The 20,711-nt window shown below is 37.4% G+C and carries 15 protein-coding genes; all 15 read right to left on the bottom strand.

All coding sequences use genetic code 11. The annotated features are described in order from the left end of the window. Positions 1-55: 55 nt before the first annotated feature. The 15 genes from rho to P3T75_RS09770 all read right to left on the bottom strand — a co-directional run bounded on the left by rho (position 56) and on the right by P3T75_RS09770 (position 20,688). Positions 56-1,354 carry a transcription termination factor Rho gene (gene rho / locus P3T75_RS09700; protein ID WP_282461450.1) on the bottom strand — a complete coding sequence of 433 codons (1,299 nt, stop codon included), beginning with the start codon at positions 1,352-1,354 and terminating at the stop codon, positions 56-58. Next, entirely contained in the window at positions 1,351-2,628 is a 1,278-nt protein-coding gene (locus P3T75_RS09705) for a UDP-N-acetylglucosamine 1-carboxyvinyltransferase (protein ID WP_282461451.1), read from the bottom strand. Before P3T75_RS09705 ends, rho begins: the two co-directional genes overlap by 4 nt. 204 nt (positions 2,629-2,832) lie before the next feature. After that, a complete protein-coding gene (nagE, locus tag P3T75_RS09710; RefSeq protein ID WP_282461452.1) occupies positions 2,833-4,803 on the bottom strand; it encodes an N-acetylglucosamine-specific PTS transporter subunit IIBC in 1,971 nt (656 codons plus the stop codon). Between the two features lie 2 nt (positions 4,804-4,805). Then, a complete protein-coding gene (locus P3T75_RS09715) occupies positions 4,806-5,657 on the bottom strand; it encodes a PRD domain-containing protein (RefSeq protein WP_282461453.1) in 852 nt (283 codons plus the stop codon). 306 nt (positions 5,658-5,963) lie between these two features. After that, positions 5,964-6,908 carry an ROK family protein gene (locus P3T75_RS09720; RefSeq protein WP_282461454.1) on the bottom strand — a complete coding sequence of 315 codons (945 nt, stop codon included), beginning with the start codon at positions 6,906-6,908 and terminating at the stop codon, positions 5,964-5,966. Positions 6,909-6,912: 4 nt separating this feature from the next. Next, positions 6,913-7,539, bottom strand: coding sequence for a YesL family protein (locus P3T75_RS09725; protein WP_282461455.1), 627 nt, complete (start codon positions 7,537-7,539; stop codon positions 6,913-6,915). 84 nt (positions 7,540-7,623) lie between these two features. Beyond that, positions 7,624-9,264, bottom strand: a complete 1,641-nt coding sequence (locus tag P3T75_RS09730; protein ID WP_282461456.1) for a type 2 periplasmic-binding domain-containing protein — start codon at positions 9,262-9,264, stop codon at positions 7,624-7,626. 12 nt (positions 9,265-9,276) lie between these two features. After that, entirely contained in the window at positions 9,277-10,191 is a 915-nt protein-coding gene (locus P3T75_RS09735) for a carbohydrate ABC transporter permease (protein WP_016172678.1), read from the bottom strand. 14 nt (positions 10,192-10,205) lie between these two features. Beyond that, the gene (locus P3T75_RS09740) at positions 10,206-11,153 is read right to left on the bottom strand and encodes an ABC transporter permease (RefSeq protein ID WP_016172679.1); all 948 of its coding nucleotides are present in this window, start codon (positions 11,151-11,153) and stop codon (positions 10,206-10,208) included. A 22-nt stretch (positions 11,154-11,175) separates the two neighbouring features. Next, entirely contained in the window at positions 11,176-12,189 is a 1,014-nt protein-coding gene (locus P3T75_RS09745) for a LacI family DNA-binding transcriptional regulator (protein WP_282461457.1), read from the bottom strand. 267 nt (positions 12,190-12,456) lie between these two features. Then, positions 12,457-14,577: a glycoside hydrolase family 3 N-terminal domain-containing protein gene (locus tag P3T75_RS09750; protein WP_282461458.1), complete on the bottom strand. Its 2,121-nt coding sequence runs from the start codon at positions 14,575-14,577 to the stop codon at positions 12,457-12,459. A gap of 16 nt (positions 14,578-14,593) precedes the next feature. Then, complete coding sequence (locus P3T75_RS09755; RefSeq protein WP_282461459.1) at positions 14,594-16,018, bottom strand: 6-phospho-beta-glucosidase; 1,425 nt, start codon at positions 16,016-16,018, stop codon at positions 14,594-14,596. Between the two features lie 148 nt (positions 16,019-16,166). Continuing rightward, positions 16,167-16,910, bottom strand: coding sequence for a MurR/RpiR family transcriptional regulator (locus P3T75_RS09760; protein WP_016172683.1), 744 nt, complete (start codon positions 16,908-16,910; stop codon positions 16,167-16,169). 258 nt (positions 16,911-17,168) lie between these two features. Further along, positions 17,169-18,968, bottom strand: a complete 1,800-nt coding sequence (locus tag P3T75_RS09765; protein WP_282461460.1) for an ABC transporter ATP-binding protein — start codon at positions 18,966-18,968, stop codon at positions 17,169-17,171. After that, entirely contained in the window at positions 18,949-20,688 is a 1,740-nt protein-coding gene (locus P3T75_RS09770; RefSeq protein ID WP_282461461.1) for an ABC transporter ATP-binding protein, read from the bottom strand. The genes P3T75_RS09765 and P3T75_RS09770 overlap by 20 nt, the downstream gene beginning before the upstream one ends. Positions 20,689-20,711: the final 23 nt, after the last annotated feature.

Consider the following 20,711-nt stretch of genomic DNA (forward strand, 5'->3'; position numbering starts at 1 on the left):
TTATTTGTCTAATTTACAACAAGAATATACTATCACGTTTTAAACAGAGATGCAATTATCTTTTTACATTTCTTCGGGGTGTTTTTTTACCAAAGGAAACTTCTTTAAAAGCGCCAAAAAGCGCTTGATTATTTTTTGTTTTCTTTATAAATTGAACAAACTGATCCGTGTATTCAAGGGAATCGCCGACCATATTGTTACGTAATTTCCATGTTTCTTCTAACTGTTCTGTCCCCATCAATAATTCTTCTTTACGAGTACCTGATTTTTTAATATCAATCGCTGGGAAGATGCGGCGTTCGGCTAATTCTCGTGAAAGATGAAGTTCCATATTGCCAGTTCCTTTGAATTCTTCGTAAATAACATCGTCCATGCGACTGCCTGTATCTACTAAAGCAGTTGCTAAAATCGTTAAGCTACCGCCCTCCTCGATGTTACGGGCAGCACCAAAGAATTTTTTAGGCTTATATAAAGCGGCTGGATCAATCCCCCCACTTAATGTGCGGCCACTTGGCGGTACGACTAAATTATACGCTCGAGCTAGACGGGTAATGGAGTCCATTAAAATTACAACATCCCGTTTGTCTTCTACTAAACGCATCGCCCGTTCTAAAACTAACTCAGAAACTCGGGTATGGTTTTGTGGTTGTAAATCAAAAGTTGAAGAAACAACATCGCCTTTTACACTGCGTTCTAAATCGGTTACTTCTTCTGGTCGTTCATCAATTAAGAGAACAATTAATTCCACCTCTGGATAGTTGTCGGTAATACCATTGGCGATTTCTTTTAAAATACTAGTTTTACCGGCTTTAGGTGGCGCGACAATCAAGCCACGTTGCCCAAAACCTACTGGGGCAAAAATATCAATCATCCGCGTTGCCAAACGACCTGGTTTTGTTTCCAATTTCACTTGGCGATCAGGATAAAGTGGCGTTAACGCAGGAAAATGTGGCCGCTCTTTTGCATCTTCAGGATCTTTGCCATTAACACTTTCCACATGCATTAAACCATAATAGCGTTCGGATTCTTTTGGTGGTCTAGCTTTCCCGGCTACTTTGTCTCCATTACGCAAGCCAAAGCGGCGAATTTGAGAAGAAGAAATATAAATATCTTCCGCACTAGGGCCATAGTTAATTGGGCGCAAAAAACCATAGCCGTCTTGACCGACGATGTCCAAAACACCTTCCATGTAAAAGAAACCTTGTTTTTCTGCTTGTGCGCGAATGACAGCTAAAGACAATTCTTTTTTGTTCATTTGGCTGTAATAAGGAATTTTAAACTGTTTAGCATATTGGTAAATATCTTTTAGCGTGCTGTTTTCTAGCTCCGCCATCGTTAAATAATCTTTTTTCATGCCCGATCCTCACGTTCTGTTTCTACCATTTGAACATCAGCACCTAGCGCTGTTAATTTTTCAACAATATGGTCATAGCCACGTAAAATATATTCAACATTAGTAATTGTCGTGGTACCTTCTGCCATTAAACCTGCAATAACTAAGCAAGCTCCTGCTCTTAGATCAGAAGCAATAACTTCAGCGCCATGGAGTTGTTTGGGCCCATTTAAAATCATCATATTGCCTTCAATTTGGGCGTCAGCACCCATACGGACCAGTTCAGGGATGTGATTGATTCGTTTGGAATAAATCGTATCGATAATTTCTGAAGTGCCACTTGCTTTAATTAATAGTGGTGTAATCGGTTGTTGCAAATCAGTTGCAAAGCCTGGATAAGGATATGTTTTGATGTGGACAGGATTTAATTTTTCAACGGGGAAAACTTCAATGGTGTCTTCACTGATTTCCATTGGAACACCTAATTCTTCTAATTTGGCGATGTAGCTTTCTAAATGTTCGTAGATAACATTGTGAACTTTAATGCCATCACCACAAGCAGCTGCAAGAGCCAAATAAGTTCCTGCTTCAATACGATCAGGAATAATTGCATGACGACAGCCGTGTAATTCTTCTACACCATCAATTCTAATTTCGTTGGTGCCAGCACCCCGAATTTTTGCCCCCATATTATTAAGTAAAGTTGCAACATCAATAATTTCTGGTTCTCGTGCAGCATTTTCAATAATTGTCCGCCCTTTAGCTTTCACTGCTGCCAACATCACATTGATTGTTGCACCAATTGAGACAACATCCATAAAGATGCGTTCACCTTTTAATTCTTTATTTTCAGTTCTTAAATACATTGCACCATGTTCATTGGTGACTTTTGCACCTAATGCTTCAAATCCTTTAACGTGAAGGTCAATTGGCCGAGGTCCTAGATAACAGCCCCCAGGCAATCCGACAACGGCTTCCCCAAATTTACCTAATAAAGCTCCCATAAAATAATAAGAAGCACGTAGGCTATTAATTTTACCACTTGGCATTGGAATGGAGATGATCCCAGTTGGATCAATGGTCATCGTATTATTTTCAAATTGGACTTTGACGCCCATAATTTCTAAAATTTCCATCAAGGAATGAACATCGTTGATATCGGGTACACCTTCTAAAACAACAGGGGAGTCGGCTAAAATTGCAGCAGGTATCAGGGCAACTGCACTATTTTTGGCACCGCTAATTGTTACTTCACCTTGAAGTTTACGGCCCCCATTAATGATGATTTTTTTCATAAAAAGCCACCTATTCCTAATTTATTCATACTCGCTAATTTTAACACAGAGACAGTCTTTGCAAAAGAGCGGAGGCATCTAGCTTAAAAGAATTACAAAAAAAGACATACTGGTTTTTGTGTCGATCCCCAAAAAGTTAGATTAAAAATCCAACCTTTTGAGGTCACTACAATTACCCGAATATGTCTTTTCTCCTAAATAAAATTATTTACTTGTTATCGTTCCAATCACATCATTTGCTTGGGAAATTTGCGATGATACTTCTAGTTTAGCTAGTTCATTACTATTGGTGCAAACTACCATGATATCTGTATCTTTGCCGCTGGCTGTTATTTTAGCGAGATCCATTTTAGCTAACATTTGGCCATGGCCAACTTGTTGCCCTTCGGTTACAAAAACAGTGAAGGGTTCTCCTTTTAGACTGACTGTGTCAATTCCCATATGAACAAGAATTTCTAAGCCGTTATCTGCTTTGATTCCTACAGCATGTTTTGTTGGGAAAACACTAGTGATAACACCAGCGACTGGTGTAAATACTGCATCATCAGTCGGTGTAACTGCAAAGCCTTCTCCCATCATCTTTTGCGAGAAAACATCGTCACTTACTAAAGTAATATCTTTTACTGTTCCATCACTAATTGCAAAAATATCTTGCTTTTTGCTAGCCGCTTTTACACTGGCTGCTTCTTTTATTACGGCATTGGTTGGTTTTGCTCCACCGTGATGTAAGCGTGTCATTTCATCGGCAACAAATTGTACTTCTGTCCCCACGATAACTTGAATATTATTTCCATCAATAACTTTGACCCCTGGCATGCCTGTTCTTTTAATCTTACCTTGATCGACAGATCCTGTATCTTTTACTTGTAAACGCAAGCGGGTTGTACAATTATCAATTGCCGTAACATTTGCAGCCCCACCCAATGCATTATAAATTTGATTGGCAATAGCAGCAAACTTATCGTCGCCAGAGGCAACGAATTGATCAATATCCTCAGTGGCTTCATCGTCGTCTTCTTCACGACCTGGCGTCATTAAGTTAAATTTCTTAATCACAAACATAAACGTTACATAGTAAATTACAGCCATAATTATTCCTAAAACAATTAACATATAGGGTTTGTTTGCAATTGGCACCCGCAAACTCAAGAAGAAGTCGATAAAGCCGGCACTAAAGTTAAAACCAGCTGTCCAATGGAAAGCCGCAGCTATAAACATTGAAATTCCTGTCAAAGCAGCATGAACGACATATAAAGGCCATGCAACAAACATAAATGAAAATTCTAATGGTTCAGTAACCCCGGTGAAAAAAGAGGCAAAAGCAGCAGCGACCATTAAAGAAGCTGTTACTTTTTTCTTTTCCGGTTTAGCACATTGATAAATAGCTAAAGCTCCTGCTGGTAAACCAAACATCATAACCGGGAAGAATCCTGCTTGATACATCCCTGTAATTCCTTTTGTTCCTTCACTTGCCCAGAATTTACCAATATCGTCAATCCCAGCTAAGTTAAACCAGAATACGTTGTTCAACGCGTGGTGTAAACCAGTTGGAATTAACAAGCGATTGAAAAAGCCATATAATCCTGCTCCTAATGGTCCCATGCTTGAAATCATTTCGCCAAAAGCTACTAATGCGTTATAAACAGGTGGCCAAATAAAAATTAATAATGCCGAAATAATTGCCATTAAACCGGCAGTCACAATTGGAACTGCTCGTTTACCACTGAAAAAAGATAACGCCATTGGCAATTTCACGCCACTAAAACGGTTATACATCGCTGCAGCTACTAAACCGGCTAAAATCCCGATAAATACATTTTTATTATTAATTGCACCAAAAGCTACGTTGACTTTTTCAACGTCTACTTTGGTAAATAGCGCAACTGCTTGACTATTTACCAATGTCATCGGTGTTAAAAAGGCTACCAAACCAGCTAATGCCGCAGCGCCATCTTTATCTTTTGACATACCATAAGCTAAGCCAACGGCAAACAAAATACCTAGATTATCTAGAATTGTGCCCCCTGCTTTAATTAAAAAGGCAGCCAAAATATTATTTCCACCCCAACCGCTCGGATCGATCCAATAACCAATTCCCATAAAAAGTGCCGCTACTGGTAAGGTTGCGACCGGCAACATTAAAGAGCGACCAATTCGTTGTAAATATGCTTTCATTTTTAATTCTCCTCTTCTTTTTGGGCTACGCGCTTCAATCTTTCAATATGAATTGCAATATAGCCTAATTCTTCACTGGAAGTCGCCAATTGATACTGTTTAATCAGCATGACTCGAACTTTTTTGGCAATTTCATAACTTTCCGGGTACTTTTCTCGTACCATTTCGACAATTTCATCGTCTAAAACCGCATATTGCTGTTTTTGATAACGTTGCAATAACAAACGCAAATGATTAGCCAAACGTGAGTAGTTCAGTGCCATTGCTTCTGCATATAAATCAATTTGCAACTCTTTGGCAATTAAGTTCATAATTTCTGAAACAATTGTGACTTCCCGAATGCTACGATGGTTATTCCGCTCGCCATTACGCGCACTGTGTAAATGGATAGCAATATACCCTGCCTCATCATAACTATAAGGAATTTTAAGCTCACTATTTAAATAATCTACTGCCCATTGTGCAATCCCAAATTCTTCTTTGTGGAGTACTTCAATTTCTTTTAGCAATTTATTACGTACAATAATGCCGTTACTTATATTTTCTGCACTAAATGCCAAGTGATCTGTTAAAGCAATTAAAACGTGTTCATTTAATTTTTCCATTAAAATCATTTCTGCATGATTGACGATGTGCTCTGCAGCAAATAAAAATTTCTCGTCAATTTGATTTAGCAGATTTTGCAATTTCATCTGGGAGTCTGGCTCCATGACAAACATCCGCTCGACTTCTTTTGCAAAAATGAGATCATTTCTTTTTTTGTTAAAGCCAATTCCTTTACCAATTGCAACTTTTTCCTGACCATCGTCATCGATTAAGACTGCATTTTGATTCAATAATTTTTTAACTTTCATGGTTCACCTCTGCAGATTTTAGAAAGTATTTTGCAACCAAAGAAATAAAATAGACGTGAAAAAACCAACTTCAACCAATCGCTTGAAGTGAGTCTTTCCACGCCTAGTATTATCTAGTCACATGAAATAATATTATTTACATTCGTCATTATAAAGAAAACGTTCGCAAAGGTCAATACCAATTTTTTAAAAAATTCGCAATTCTTAAAAAAATAAATGAAGCAGCTGATAAAAACAACTATTACAATTCCATAAATGTTATTATTTTCTTGTATTTTTTTAAGCACTCTAAGGATAATAGAGCAGTTAAATAAACTGTTTTTGCGTCACTTGGCGATGAATTTGATAGACAGCACCAATCATACCGGCATCATTTTGTAATTTAGCCGGACGTACAGCTGCGATTATTTGATCTTTTAAATAATGAATTGACTCATGTCGGTTCATTACTTCACTTAGTCTCATTTGGAAGCGTTCATTAAACTCCTTATTGGAGCTGATGCCACCGCCAAATAAAATCACTTCCGGATCAAAGCAGCTGATTAAATTTAGCATCCCGACTGCTAAATCGGTTAAAAACTGATCGACAATTTTTAGTGCCAGTGTTTCGCCTGCTGCTTCTTTGGCAAAGATTTTTCGTGCATCCCAGATATCTATAGCATTCTTATCGGCTGCTTTTTGCGCTAAATTATATTGATAACAAAGCCCACCAACTGTTGCTGCACGCTTATTCCATGACACCTCTTCAATATCGCCGCTCTTTGGTAGAGTATCTATAATACTCCAGCCAAATTCACCAGCCATGCCATGGGCTCCGCGGTATACTTCTCCATTAATAACAATACCGCCACCAATACCTGTACCCAATACAATACACAAATAATTATCCAAACCAATAGCATTGCCGATCCAACGTTCTGCGATTGCTGCAGCATTCGCATCATTTTCAATTGAAACCGCAAGACCGGTACGTCGTTCTAACTCAACTTTGATATTGGCACCATAAAAAGGTTTTATCGCACCGGCAGTCTGCATATAGCCATCTTTTTGAATAATACCTGGTGCACTAATTCCAATACCATCAATTTTTTTATAGTGTTCTTGCGCGTTTTCCACAATTGCTACTAATTCATCTAAGAACTCGGCTAAATCATAATTTGTCGGAATTGCAGCTTTTTCTAGAATATTTCCTGTTTCATCTAACACACCGTATTTCACGGTTGTTCCACCAATATCAAACCCTACGTACATATTCTCAACTTCCCTCTTTCATATTCTCGTATTGACTAAAAACTTTTAGGAGTAATTTTGCATTAATAAAAAATACTGACCCAAATCCAATAAAGAGCCAAGCAAATAGTAACTTGGGTAAATATACCGGCAATAAAAACAGCCCGCCCACCGTTACAAAAAATAAAATAATACTGATTGGTAAATGTTTTAACGATAAAATCATAGCGTTTGTAACAGTTGCGGCCAATGTATTTTCAAAACGGGCAATTAGTGGAAAAAGATACAAACTCAGCAAAATAATAAATGTAAGCCCCATCATGACCATATAATAAGCAACTTTATTTCCCACAATGAGATAACGGAAATACGGTAAAGTAAAAAGCATACCACCAACTATCGCGATTATCAGTAGCCACATTTTGGTAGCTGGAGGAAAATTTTGTTTGAATTGGTGCCAGTACGTTTTATATAAAACACCTTCTTTATGTTCGGTTAATTTATAAGCAGTCCCATATGCTGCGCTGATTGCAGCACCGATAGTAAAAAGTGGCAAACAAGAAATAATAAAAATAACATTCAATAACAATACTTGATAGAGCCGCTCCATCCCGCCATAGATTAGGCCATCGGTACTAAATATTTTTTGCATGATACTTCCTCCTTGTTTTTGTCACAGATTACTTGGTTACTTGTTCTATGTATAGAAGAAGCAAAACTGCTTCTCCTAGAAAAATTACATGTCTAATTTTTTCTTATTTTCTTCAATTTTATCGTTACGAACTTTATTTACATCATTAATCTTATTATCTTTTTGGAAATCTTCGTATTTATTTAACAAACCGTCTAGTTCTTTGTCATCTTTTGCCCGCAACATACCTACAAGAGTTGTGCTCCAATTTGTTTGGATTGCACTTAAAGCTCGCGCTTCTTGACTACCCGCATCAGGACCAATATTTTCTGTTAAAAATTGTGAAGTTAATTTTCCTTCACCCCATTGTTGCATTTGTTTCACTGCATCGACGTATGAATCATCATTCATTGCTTTAAAGCGGTCATGACCAAATTGAATGAACTCACCCATGCGGTACTCCAATTGCCATTTTTCAGGATCATCTTGTTGAATTTTACGTGCTTCATCGGTCCATTTTACCTTATCGCCTTCTTTGGTATAGGTTTGTCCTTCAATACCAAAGTTTGTTAACATTTCACCTTCATCACTTAAAAGATAAGTGAACACTTGCATTGCTTTAGCAGGATCTTTGCAGTTTTTACCAATGTAGTTAATCATCCAACCAGAAATACCAGCTTGTGTTAATGTTGCTTTGTTACCTTGGGTACTTTGAATGCCGTCAATTGCAATATATTCGCTGTCTGGATTTGCAGCTTTAAAGGTTTGTAATGGAATCCCTTGGTTTACAAATGAGCCAATCATAACAGCACCATATTTACCAGTTTGTAATTTTTCTTTGAATTTATCGCCATCATCTGTGAAAGTATCATCAGAAATATTGCCATCTTGGTGAACTTGACGGAAAGCCTTCACCCATTTAATATAATCAGAATCTAAATTACGGTCATAGTATTTGCCATCTTTTGTATAAGGGACACCTAGCATATCTTGTACAACGCTATCCATTGAGCCATTTGAAGAACCATCTTTAGCAAAATCATTAAATCCAAATGGAATTAAATCTGGAAATTGTGCTTTAATCTTCTTCATACCGGCCACAAAGCCTTCTGGTGTTGTGAAGTCGGGTTTTCCAATTGCTTCATAGACATCTTTTCTAATAATAAATGCATCTCGAGCAAAAATATCCCCACTATCAAAGTCTTGTTGCGTATTGGAATAATCTGGATAGCCATAAGATTTTCCATCGGACAATTTATACCAATTTAATGTTTCTTGACGGGCTACTTTATTAAAATATGGATCATATTTTTTCGCTAAATCTTGTAATGGTAATGCCCAAGAATTTGCTTTACGCGCTACTTGTGAGTTGGAGTCAAAGATAGTCACAATGTCTGGCATATCTCCGCCAGCAAAATACGTATTTAATTTGGTGTCATCACCAGTAATGAATTTGATATCGACATTTAAATCTTCTTTGACTTTTTTAGTTACCATATCTTTACCAAATTCTGTATTCCACCAATCAGCGTTTACGTACCAAGTTAATTTGGTCGCTTCTTTTTTGGTATCTAATTTCCAGGCTGGTGTATTTTCATCTGGTTTATATCGGTCTTCAATGGAGGGGAGATCCACCTTTTTTTCTGCTGTTGATTCATCTTTTTTACTACCACAGGCTCCTAATGCTAAGACTACGCTTGCCAGTGCCAAAGTCCCTACGATTTTTTTGCTTGAAAACTTAAACATTTATTACTCCTCCTATTCTTTTACTGCCCCAAGCATCATGCCTGAGATAAAATGTTTTTGTAGCAATGGATAAATAATTAAAATCGGAACGGTCGTGACTACGATAGTTGCCAATTGTACCCCCTTAGATGTTGTGCTAATTTCGACCGCCGCATTTAAGCCTTGTTGGGATGCTGCTTGTGATTGCGTAATAATTTCGTATAATTTCATTTGCAAAGGATATAATGCTTTATCCGTTACGTATAATTTAGCTGTCATAAAGTCATTCCACTGCCAAACCCCGTGAAAAAGGGCAATTGTTGCTAATGCGGGTTTAGATAAAGGCACAAAGATTTTCAAAAATACGCCCCAATCACTTGCTCCATCAATCTTAGCTGACTCTTCCAAAGATGTTGGTACATCTCTAAAAAAGTTCATCAAGATAATAACATCGTAATAAGAAAGTAGGGCTGGGATAATGTAGACCCAAAAAGTATTTAATAGCCCTAAAGATTTAATCAATAAGTATGTTGGAATCATCCCACCAGAAAAGAACATGGTGATAATTCCCATCGTGGAATACAATCCCCGACCTTTTAAATTTCGTTTTGATAAAGCATAAGCCATAATGGCACAAAATGCGGTATGGGCTAAAACACCAATTACTGTCTTTCCCACTGAAATAATTAACGCTTGCCAAATGGAAGCATCGCCTAAAACCTTGCGATAATTATCAAATGAGATTTCTGAAGGCCAGAAAACGAAATCCCCCTTTGCCAATGCATCACTTGAGGCAAAAGATGACGCTACGATATTCCAAACCGGCACGATAATAATGATTGTAAAAACGAGTAGGAGTAAAACATTAACAAAGTTGAAGATTTTACTGTCTTTATCTTGTACAACGTTACTTTTGGGTTTAGCGAGTGACAAACTTCTTTTTTCCATTACGTTTCCTCCTTTTACAAGACCGATTGATTATCGTTTAATTTTTTCGTAACAATATTGGTTGCAGCTAACAAAATAACTGAAATAATTGAGATTCCAAGTCCCACGGCTGTTGCATAAGAAAAGTCTCCTTGCATTAAACCAACACGATAAACGTAAGAATTAATGACTTCTGCTTTAGGCTGATTTTGAGAATTCATCAAAACTAAAGTTTGATCTAAATTCGAATTGAATAAACCGCTTACACTTAAGATCAAATTTAACGAAATGATATTGCGAATCATTGGAATCGTAATACTCCAAATTTGACGTAGTCGTGAAGCACCATCCATTTTGGCAGCCTCATAATACGTTGGATCAATACGCGCCATCGTGGCCAAATATAAAATTGTTCCCCATCCAGCTTCTTTCCAAACATCTGATAAAGAAGCAATCCACCAATATTTACCAACGTCTAGCATGTGATTTTGCTTCGTCTGGATACCGATGAAGTTTAACAACTCATTGATCATCCCGTTTGAAGAAAACCAGGTAATAATCATCCCACCTAAAATAATCCATGATAAAAAGTGTGGTAGATAAGAAATTGTTTGAATCACCCGCTTAAAGACACTGTCTCGTAATTCATAAATCATCACGGCGATAATAATCGGTAAGACAAATCCAAAGGCTAGTTTCAATGCGCTAATGCCCAATGTATTCACAACCGATTGCCAAAAGTACTTATCTTCCATAATGATTTTGAAGTTTTCAAATCCCACCCACTGCGCACTGTCAATGGTGTCAATTACGGTGTAATTTTTAAAGGCAATCACTAAGCCGTAAATAGGAATAAAACTAAAAATAATCATATAAACAATCCCAGGAATTGCCATCGACTGTAATTGCCATTGGTGTCCAAAATCTCGCCACCATTTTTTAAAACGTGCCCCTAGGGTTGGTTTGGCTTTTGCTTCCAACATATTTTCCTCCTAATTTCTAATCTTATTTTTGCAACTCGACTGCTGTTGTCGTTTCACCGCGGATTAAACGACAATCTAAAATTTTATTCTCGCCAGCTTTATCACCGGCAATTAAAGCCAAAAGCTCTATCACTGCTTCTTTTCCTTGTGTTCTAATCGGGTTTTGAACAGTAGTTACTCGCGGCTTGAAATAGCGTAATAACTCGATATCATCAAAACCAATTACACTAAAATCATTAGGAACTTGCAGATTGTTTGCTTCCACAGCTTTAATGACACCAATTGCACTTAAATCATTACCGGCAATCCATGCTGTCGGCCAATCCTTTTTGTCGGTTGTCTTTAAATAGTGATCGATATTTTCAAAACTCGCTTTTTCTTCAAATAATCCAGGGATAATCCAAGTATCATTTACAGTTAGCTCGGCAGCGCGCATCGCTTGAATATAACCTAAGTAACGCTCATCACTGTCATAAACGCCAGGATGTCCCGGCAAAAAACCGATTTTTTGATGTCCTTTTGCAATCAACTCTTTTGTAGCGAGTCTTCCTGCTTTACGAGAAGCAAAAACAATACTGCTGATACTACGATCATTGATTTGTCGATCCATAAATACAGCATTAATTCTTTCTGATTGAATTGTACTGAGCGCCTCATCATCAATTAAATCTTCAAAACCGATAAAACCATCCACCATATTCCCTAACAGATGTGAAGTTAAAACTTGTTTATCAGAAGAGATAATGACATTCACCCCGTAGTGATGTTTTTCTGCTTCTTTTACAATCGCTTCTATCAAAGTGCTAAAGTAAGGACCAATAATGGTATGCGTATAAAAACCAATCATTTTTGTGCGCTTTGCTTTCAAATTTTTCCCCATCAAATTGGGGGTATAATGAAGTTTTTTTGCTGCTGCAATAACTTTTTCTTTTGTCTTTGGTTTCACCACATCAACGTCGTTTAACGCTTTTGAAACAGTTGCAATAGAAACGTTAGCTTCTTTTGCGACTTCCCGAATTGTGACCCTCTCTTTCATAACTCCTCCCAAATAAAAACGTTTTTATTTTATTTAAATAAAAAAGAATGTGTTACTTTTTACATTCATATCATAAATAAAAACGTTTTCAAAAACAACAGTTTACAGTCGAGTTGGTTTTCGTTTCAACTTTTGGAAAAAAATGTCAAAATGGTACCTGTTGTACCACTGATAGGTTTAAAGTTATGAAATAAATCTTACCAAGCTTTTAAGTCAAGCTTGATAAGATTATTTAATTTTAGACAAAGCGTTACCTTTAAAATAGATTTAAAGCAGTTGCAACTGTACCTTGTCCACAATTTCAGTTGCACTAGTGGCTAAAAACAGCTGAATTTCACCTGGATCTGAATATCTTTTTAAGTTTTCATGAACGTAAGCAAAATCTTTAGGTGAAAGAACAAATGAAATTGTTTTTGACTCTCCTGCTTCAAGATAGACTTGTTTCCACTTTAATAATTCGATTTTAGGACGAATCATTTCAGTCACCTCATCTTGAAAATAAACTTGTGGCAAGGCAAAACCAGGAATTTGTGAGTCATTGCCAACGGTAAAACGAAGTGTTGCTTTTTCTCCTTTTGCAAGACTACTTTGTGATAAAGAAAAATCGCTAAAGGTAAAACGACTATAAGATAAACCATGACCAAAAGCATATAACGGTCCATTTTCCTCATCCAAGTAGCGCGAAATATATTTCTCTTGACCATTGTCTTTAGTTTTGGGACGTCCTGTCGACATCTCCTGATAAGAATATGGTAGTTGACCGACACTGCGGGGAAAACTCATTGGTAAATGCCCACTGAAGTTTTCCTCTCCGCTTAATAGCGCAGCTAATGCAGAACCCATCTCACTGCCTAAAAACCAGCCTGAAATAATTGCTGCTGTTTTTGCTGCTTCTTGTGTTAAAACAAGTGGTCGTCCACTAAATGTAATTAAAATCGTAGCCGGATTATTTTGAGCGGCCACAGCCACTAATTTTTGTTCAACCCCAGACAATTCCAAATTTGCACGACTAGCCGCTTCTCCAGCCTCATCACTGGTTTCACCAACAGCTAAAAGTACTTTATCAGCTTCTTTTACAGCCGTTATAACTGTTTGCCAATCTTTTTGATTATCGTCAATTTCCATCACTACAATTTGAGGAAATTTAGCTGTCAGTCCGTCTGCAAGACTGACAGCTTTTTGTCTATCCCCAATCCATGACCAAGCTCCCAAAACATCTTGGGTCGTTCCCTTGGTCCCAATTAATAAAATTTTCTCTGATTTTTTAAGAGGTAAGACTCCTTCATTTTTTAAAAGAACTGCCGAACGAAGAGCTGCTTTATAGGCTAATTTTCTTAATTTGGTTTTATCAACCTGCGTTTTTAAACCACGATACGGATTTTCAAACAAGCCTAAATCATTTTTTAAATTTAATACCCGTAATACAGCTTCATCTAGTTGTTCTGTAAGATTTTCAGCGAGAATGATTTCAGCTAGCTCTTGCAAGTAGCAATCGGTCATCATATCAATATCAATCCCCGCTGTGAAAGCTTTGTAACTTGCTTGATGGGGATTTTCAGCTACACGATGCTGCATTAATTCCCCAATTGCGGCCCAGTCTGAAATAAGAACCCCTTTAAAACCTAATTCATGCCGCAAAACATTTTGAATGAGCTTTTTATTGGCAGTAACAGGAATGCCTTTGAAACTATTAAAAGACGTCATCACCATTTTGACACCACTAGCTATTGCACCTTCAAAAGCAGGTAAATAATTTTGATACATTTCAACATCCGAGATATCCACAGTATTGTAATCGCGACCGCCTTCAGCGGCTCCATAACCAATAAAATGTTTCACACAAGCGGCAATATGATTTTCTTCAGTAGCAAGATTATCTCCTTGATAGCCCCGAACATAACTTTCTGTTAGCACTTTAGAAAGTCTAGGGTCTTCTCCATTACTTTCTAAAACTCGGCCCCAACGTGGATCTTTAACATAATCTGCCATAGGTGAAAAAGTTACGTGAACCCCTTCTGTCGCTGCTTCAGCACCTGTAGCAGCAGCTACTTTTTCAATCATAGCCGCATCAAAACTAGCTGCTAAAGCCAGTGGAATCGGAAAGATTGTTTCATAGCCATGAATAACATCTGCCATAAAAATTAACGGAATCTTATGACGACTATTTGCCAAATAATCTCTTTGAATTTTTTTGACCTCATCGCTACGGTGGGTCCCTAAAACAGAGCCAATCTGATAAAGCTGCTCGTTATTCATTGACCACTGTGACATTGGACCCGTGATTTCTCCTGGATTACCAAAAAAGTCTGGTGTGACTTGAACCAACTGTCCCACTTTTTCTGCCAAAGTTAAATCAGCTAAAATTGCTTTAAGCTTTGTTTTTTCCATACTTGCTCCTCTTAAACTAGTTTTCTTGAATCAGCTTTTGATACCAAGCAAAAGAATCTTTTTTCAAACGCTTCAAAGTCCCATTTCCTGCATTGTCTTTGTCAACATAAATAAAACCATAACGTTTTTCCATTTCACCTGAACCAAAGCTGACTAAATCAATTACCCCCCAAGGCGTATACCCCATTAAATCTACTCCATCCACATTTACTGCCAATTCCATTTGATCGATGTGTTTTTGTAAATAATCAATGCGATAAGGATCATGAATCTTCCCATCTTCTAATTTATCGTACGCACCAAAGCCATTTTCCACAATAAAAAGTGGCAGATTATACCGTTCATAAACGATATTTAATGTGTAGCGTAAACCGACAGGATCAATTTGCCAACCCCAATCACTTGCTGAAACATATGGATTTAAAACCACTTTAGCTTCTGGAAATTCTGTAATTTCATCGCCTGCTACGTCTGGTAGCGTGGTAACTGCACCTGACATATAATAGCTAAAGCCAATATAGTCAACGGTCCCTTCTTTTAACGCTTGCCGTTCTTCTTGTGTGATTTCAATCTCATACCCCTTTTGTTCCCAATATTTTTGGGCATAAGCTGGAATAATCCCCCGAGCATGAATATCCGAATAAAAGAAACGACGATCCATCACTTTCACTGAAGCCATTAAATCACTTGGATTACATGAGTAGGGATAAACGGGTACATAAGCCATCATGCAGCCAATTTGAAAATCAGGATTAATTTCATGGCCCAACTTGACAACTTTAGCGCTGGCAATTAGTTCATTTAAGCCAGCTTGAAATGTTAAGGCTTCTTTATTGTCCCCTTCTTCGAATAATAAAGCTGAATTAGTCCATGTATGTAGCGTATGTTGGCCATCTGCTTGATTGTTGATTTCATTAAAGGTCATCCAATACTTCACTTTGTCTTTGTAACGTGTCATGACGGTTTTAGCATAGTGAACAAAAAAATCAATGAGCTTTTTATTCGTAAAACCACCGTATTTTTCGTATAAGTGATACGGAATTTCAAAATGCGATAGTGTGATTACCGGTTCAATATTATTTTTTAACAGTTCATCAAATAAATCATCGTAAAATTGTAGCCCTGCTTCATTTGGTTTTTCTTCATCCCCATTTGGAAAAATCCGCGTCCAGTTAATGGATGTACGAAACGCCTTTGACCCTAACTCTTTGAATAGCGCAATATCTTCTTTATAGTGATGATAGAAATCAATCGCTTCATGGTTAGGATAATTTTTTCCTTCAATAATTCCTTTTGTAATTTCTCGCGCTACGCCGTTTGCACCAGCTGTCATAACATCAGCAGTACTAACACCTTTTTTATCAACATTCCAAGCACCTTCAACTTGATGGGCAGCGACTGCTCCACCCCATAAAAAATCTTTTGGAAATTTATTTGCCATTTTTTGTCACCTCATTTTCTTAATTACGTTTAGTATAATTGGCAGCGTTTTATTCCTCAATAAACTTTAGGAACTCTGGCATCAGAATCAGTAAAAAGAAAAAAACACCATCCTGGTACCGCTTGTACCACATGGTGTTTTTGGTAACTTATTTTTGGTGTAATTCATCTTCTTGCCTTTGTAAACGTTCTGCCAACTGCTCAATCAAGAAGATACAAGGGATCTGGCTCGTTAAATCTTCATGTTTTTTTACTCGCCTTACATCGACATGATAATCCAAAACATAATCTGACATCCGCCCCAGAGTAGAGTTGATATCCGAAGTAATAGCAATTGTTAAAAAATCATCTTTATTGCGAAAACCATTGGCCACTTCTACGACTTCATTTGTCATTCCTGAAACAGATAGTGTTACTAAAATATTATCACTGGTATTTTGTAATTTGGACATAATAGGATAAGTAGGATCAATTAAAGGATAGCTATTATATCCAATGGATGCAAAGCGTCGTGCAGCATATTCACAAATTGATCCAGAAGCACCAATTCCAAAAAAGATAATATTTTCACAGTATTGGATTTTCTCTACGATTTGATTTAACTTACTTTGGATATCTCGTGGAAAACGTTCACGACTTAAAATAGTCAATGCCTCTTCAAAACCTTCACTTTTAGCTGCTTGCACACTAAATTGGCTACGAAATTCGGTAAAACTCTCATAGCCTAGTTTTCGAATTAGCCGCATAACAGAAGACGCTGAAGTATGGGATTCCTGTGCGATATCTCGGACTCGCATATAAGGAATTTTATCAGCATTGCTACTCATATAATGGTAAATTGCCTGATCTGTATCAGATAGTACGTTAAAATCAATGTTGCCAAAAAAACTCATCTTTTATCCTCCTAGAGCGGCCGACTTTTTGAGCACGCTTTCTTGACTATTCTACCTAAAAAAAGAAAAATCACCAATAGAAAAAAGATTACCGCTAAAGTTACTCAGCTTATTTCTCAGAAAAGCTAGTGGATAAATCACTGGCTTATAAAGAGGTTGTAAGTATAATTTACATTATTTTGGTTAAAATAGAATTTTTTTACTACACCAAAGAGCACAACAGCCTTAGCAGATTGTGCTCTTTGGTAGTAATTATAATTAACTTGCAAACTGACTATTATAAAGATTGGCGTAAAAATCGCCTTTTTTCATTAGACTAGCGTGACTGCCTTGCTCGATAATAGCACCATCTTTCATCACTAAAATCAAATCTGCATTTTTGATAGTTGATAGGCGGTGGGCAATCACAAAACTCGTACGCTCAGCCGTTAAACGGTCCATTGCCTGTTGAATCATTTCTTCGGTACGGGTATCGACGCTTGAAGTTGCCTCGTCCAAAATCAACAGTTGCGGATTGGCAAGAATTGCGCGCGCAATCGTCAAAAGCTGTTGTTGTCCTTGAGAGATTTGACTGCCATCGGTTGAAATTATCGTGTCATAGCCTTTTGGCAATGTCAAAATAAAGTGGTGACATTGCGCTGCTTTTGCCGCAGCAATAATTTCAGTGCGACTGGCATTTTGTTGTCCATAAGCAATATTAGCTGCCACCGTTCCTTCAAAGAGCCATGTGTCTTGCAAGACCATACCAAATTTTTGACGAATCTCGCCCCTTGCAAAATGACGAATATTTTTACCGTCAACTTCAATTTGTCCTTTACTTAATTCGTAAAAACGCATCAATAAATTAATCATGGTCGTTTTACCCGCACCAGTTGGTCCTACAATAGCTACCATTTGCTTTGGTTTTACAGTGAAATTGACATCTTTCATTAACAATTGGTCTTTTTCATAACCAAAAGAAACGTGTTTGAAACTTACTTTTCCACGTATTTGGGATGGTAAGGTAGCATTTAGTTCATTTTCCTTTTCGCAAGGTAAATCAAGAATTTCAAAGATTCGCTCCAAAGCGGCAAAGGCACTTTGCAAACTGTTGATTACATAGGATACTTGTGTAATCGGTTCTGATACTTGATTTACATATTGTAAATAAGCTTGAACTAAACCGATTGATAACTGACCGTTAATAACCATTAGCCCACCGACAACTGCACTAATCACAAAACCAAGCTGGTTAATTAGTCGAATCAAGGGATTAATAGCAAAACTGACAAATTGAGCTTTTTTAAAAGCCTGAAATTGGGCTTCATTCAATTTGTCTAAGTCTGATTCTATTTGCTGCTGGCGGTTATATGCTTTAATAACCAAATTCCCTGAATATGTTTCCTCGGCCTTTGTTCCAACGTAACCTAAAGCTGCCTGATTTTCCGAAAAATAATCTTGATTTTTCTGAGCTAAGAAATTCGTTAGCGCTAAACTAAGCAACAAAATGATCACGATACCAAAGGTCAGTAACGGACTAAGATAAATCATTAACCCCACCCCGATGATAATAGATAAGATTGCTGAAATCATCTGCATCAGTCCTACTTGTAAAACTTCAGATACTTTATCCAAATCAAGAGTTGTCCGTGTCAATATGTCACCTGTTTTATACTGATCAAAAAATTTGATCGGTAAATGATTCATCTTTTGTGTCAATTGTTTTCGTAAGCGTAATGTTAATGTTTCTGCTACGCTTGCCATGGTGTATTCTTGCAAAAGCGAGAATAGCGCAATCCCCCCCCATGCTAAAAATAATAATAAGAGTGGCTGCCACAATACCCGTCTTAAGTTGGCTGTTGTTATTTCACCCGCACGTAATAAAGCAACAATGGCATCTAGCCCCCAGCCTAAAATTAAAGGTGTAATTGCCATTAATGTTGCAAAGAAAATGGCAGAAATAACAATCACTACAAAACGGCGCTTTTGCTCTAATAATAAACGAAATAGCCGCTGACCCGTTTTTTTGAAATCTTGTGGCATTTCGCGATTCTTTAACTCAACCTGCTTTGTGCTCATGTTTTTCCTCCATTCCTTGGGACTTGGCAAACTCTTGATAAACGCTGCAAGTTGTAATTAACGTCTCATGAGTACCTTGACCCACAATTTTTCCTTCATCTAATACGATAATTTGGTCCGCATCCTTAATAGTCGAAAGGCGTTGTGCTACGATCACAATTGCTGCATCTTTTAAATACGTTTTTAAAGCTTGACGTAATTTAGCATCGGTTTGATAATCCAGCGCTGAAAAACTGTCATCAAAGAAATATACTGCTGCTGGTTTAATCAATGCCCGTGCAATACTTAGGCGTTGTTTTTGTCCACCAGAAAAATTGTTTCCTTTTTGAGCAATTGGGGCCTCATACTTTTGTGGCAAAGAAGTGATAAAGTCAGCGGCTTGGGCAACTTCAGCGGCTTTAGCCACTTGCTCTTTTGTTGCCGCAGGATTTCCAAAAAGGAAATTATCGAAAATCGTACCACTAAATAGAAAAGCTTTTTGTGGCACATAACTGATTTTTTGTCGCAATGCTTCTTGCGTGACGTTTTTAATCGGCACTCCACCAAAGAGGATTTCACCTTCAGCCGTATCTTTAAAGCGCAATAGTGCTTTTGCAATTGTACTTTTACCAGAGCCTGTTCCACCAACAATTGCCGTCACACCTTTAAAAATATCAAAGGTAATATTAGATAAGACCGGCTCTTGTGCACCACTATATGTGAAATCAACCTGTTTAAAAGAAACAATCGGTTTATTATCTGCCAGCACAAATTCGGCTATATCACCATCCACGATTTCTTCATTTGCCGCTAAAACTGCACCAATCCGCTCTAATGAAGCGAGTGCTTTTGGTATCATCACAATTACCATTGCAGCCATAGTCAAAAACCATAAACTTAAAACCGTATATTCACTAATCGCAGTTAAACTGCCGATTGGCACCATACCTTGCATCACAAAAACACCACCAAAGGCTAAAACAGCTGTCATACCTAAACCCATCACTAAATTTACCGTTGGATTTAACACTGCAAAAAGTTTATTGACCGCAATCATAACTTCTGCATAACTGCTAAAAGTTTGATCCGTTCTTTTTTTCTCATCATTTGTTTTGTTAAACGCACGAATCACCCGAACACCGGTATAAAATTCCCGCAAAATCTGCATCATTTTATCCATTCGTTGCTGCATCACATCTGCTAAAGGAATAGCTTTTTTAATAACCAGCAGTGCTACAAGTGAAAATAAAGTGATCGAAGCAATGGGAATCCAAATAAACTGCCATGAAATCATCCCTGTCAAAACAATTGATGCCAAACAAATAAGGGGTGCTGGCACAATCATTTGAAAAACCATCATCAAAATTTGTTGAATATTGGTAATATCACTTGTGGTTCTGGCCAAAAGTGTTGGCGTCCCAAATGCATCCAAATCTGCTAAGGATAATTTCTGGGTTTTAGCTACTAATTTTTTTCTCAAAAAATAACCAAATCGACCAGCTAAAATAGCAGAGTAATAACTCGCGGCAATCGCAACTACGCCTGTGATAATGGCAATTGCTAACATCAACAGCCCGTTTTTCCAAATTGCTCCTTGGTTTTGTGTCAAAATACCTTCATCAATAATTTCAGCGACATAATAAGGAATCAACAATGTTCCAACTGCTTGTGCTACCATTAAAATGAAGGTGACAAAGAACATCTTGTGATACTCTTTAAAAAAGATTTTGAATAATTTCATCTTTTTTCCCTCCTTCTCCTATG

The sequence above is a fragment of the Enterococcus montenegrensis genome, assembly GCF_029983095.1.
Classification (GTDB): domain Bacteria; phylum Bacillota; class Bacilli; order Lactobacillales; family Enterococcaceae; genus Enterococcus_C; species Enterococcus_C montenegrensis.